Here is a 1,352-nt window from a genome sequence, read left to right as displayed (position 1 = left end):
ACGAGGTGCGCGGCATCGACGTGCGCCTCGGAGAACACCAGGTGTACCGGCAACGAAGGCAGGTAGCACGGGTCCGGTCCGGGCACGGGTGGCCGAACCCAGATACCCGCCGGTGGTGGCATGGCCTCTTGGTATCGGCCGGCGAGCAGTGCACCGAACGGCAGCGCATCTTGGTAGCCTTCCAGAATTGAATTCCAGTATCCGACGGCTTCCTGAAAACGCCCTGCGGTTGAATTTCGCCGGTCGTTTAGGGTGTCCTGAAACTTGGTCGTGCGCGCACTTTGTATGCCCAGCGCTTCTTGGAATCGAGCCCAGGCGTCGTTGCGCAGTCGAATTTGGTCCTGAAATTCGGAACCCAGTGTCGTCTGCAGGGGCGCCGCCTCCTGGTAATGCGACGTGCTGTCGCTGCGCAGGCGCTCTTGGTCCTGCCATCGCAGGTCGGTGGGCGACTCAACGGGGTCTGCGTCTTGCCAACGGCTCTGCCAGTGGGGAACGAGAGGCGTGCTGTCTTGCCACACACCGCGCATCGGCTCCTGGGACGCAGCGGCCCCTTGGTAGACAGAGCGCACTTCGCCCACGTCGGGGCGCTCGGCCCCGCTCACGTATTCAAACGCAACCGCGCCTGTCAGGTCGAAAACGTCATCCGCTACCAGGTCGAAGACCCCCTCGACGTAAACGGCAACGCTCGGGATGTCGGCTGTCGGCTCATCACCGAACACCAGGTGTACCGGCAGCCCAGTGGTTGGGGCGGCCGAGAAGATCAGGCTCGTGCTCATGAGAGCGCCGTTGCGCCCAGTATCGCCCGGCCTCCTGCGTAGAGATTCACGCCGTCAGCGCCGTCCAGTTTGAACGGCCCGTCGCCCGCCATGTCGGTCACGTCGCCATCGGCGATGGGGTCACCTTCACTGGTTGCCAGCCGGCCCCACACCGCTGCCCCGTTGACTGCGATCAGGTCGCCGATCACAGACTCCTGCGTGAGCAGAATCCCTGTCAGTTCGACCGTGCCGCACGGCTTCGTGAGCACCAAGGTTGCCAGGGCGGCGCCCCCCGGAACGTCACCAGAGGTGGCCGGGCGCGTCGTGCCGTAGATTTCCAGTTGCGCGGGACCAGAGCCTGCGTCGGCCAGGTCGATCAGAGCCTGCAGCACAGCAGGTCGAGCTGACACGAGCGCAGCCGCGCGCGCAGCAGCCGAGAGTGCCAGCGTGGTCATCCTGGGTAGCCCTCGGGCTCGATGCGGTCGGCGATGACGGCGCGGAAATCGGCGCTCGGGTAGATGGCGATTACGCTGTACGTGTAGTTTTCGTCCACACCCTCGAACGCGCCTTCCCCCGTGGTCGGGTCCGACCACTCTT

Annotated in this window: 2 protein-coding genes; both read right to left on the bottom strand. The window is 65.1% G+C overall.

Annotation, left to right across the window (positions count from 1 at the left end; translation table 11 throughout):
* A partial coding sequence (locus I6F49_RS20205; protein ID WP_197181749.1) for a hypothetical protein occupies positions 1 to 776 on the bottom strand: 776 nt, incomplete at its 3' end.
* Positions 773 to 1,210 carry a hypothetical protein gene (locus I6F49_RS20200; RefSeq protein WP_114488115.1) on the bottom strand — a complete coding sequence of 146 codons (438 nt, stop codon included), beginning with the start codon at positions 1,208 to 1,210 and terminating at the stop codon, positions 773 to 775. The genes I6F49_RS20205 and I6F49_RS20200, both read right to left, overlap by 4 nt.
* Positions 1,211 to 1,352 lie beyond the last annotated feature (142 nt).

It is taken from the genome of Pseudoalteromonas sp. SWN166 (assembly GCF_015864485.1).
In the GTDB taxonomy this organism is placed as follows: domain Bacteria; phylum Pseudomonadota; class Gammaproteobacteria; order Enterobacterales; family Alteromonadaceae; genus Pseudoalteromonas.
This window is presented reverse-complemented; position numbering and strand designations above follow the sequence as displayed.

Bases quoted from the DNA above. Each gene is read 5' to 3' on its own strand.
- I6F49_RS20200 (WP_114488115.1), bottom strand. From the start codon at position 1,210: ATGACCACGCTGGCACTCTCGGCTGCTGCGCGCGCGGCTGCGCTCGTG.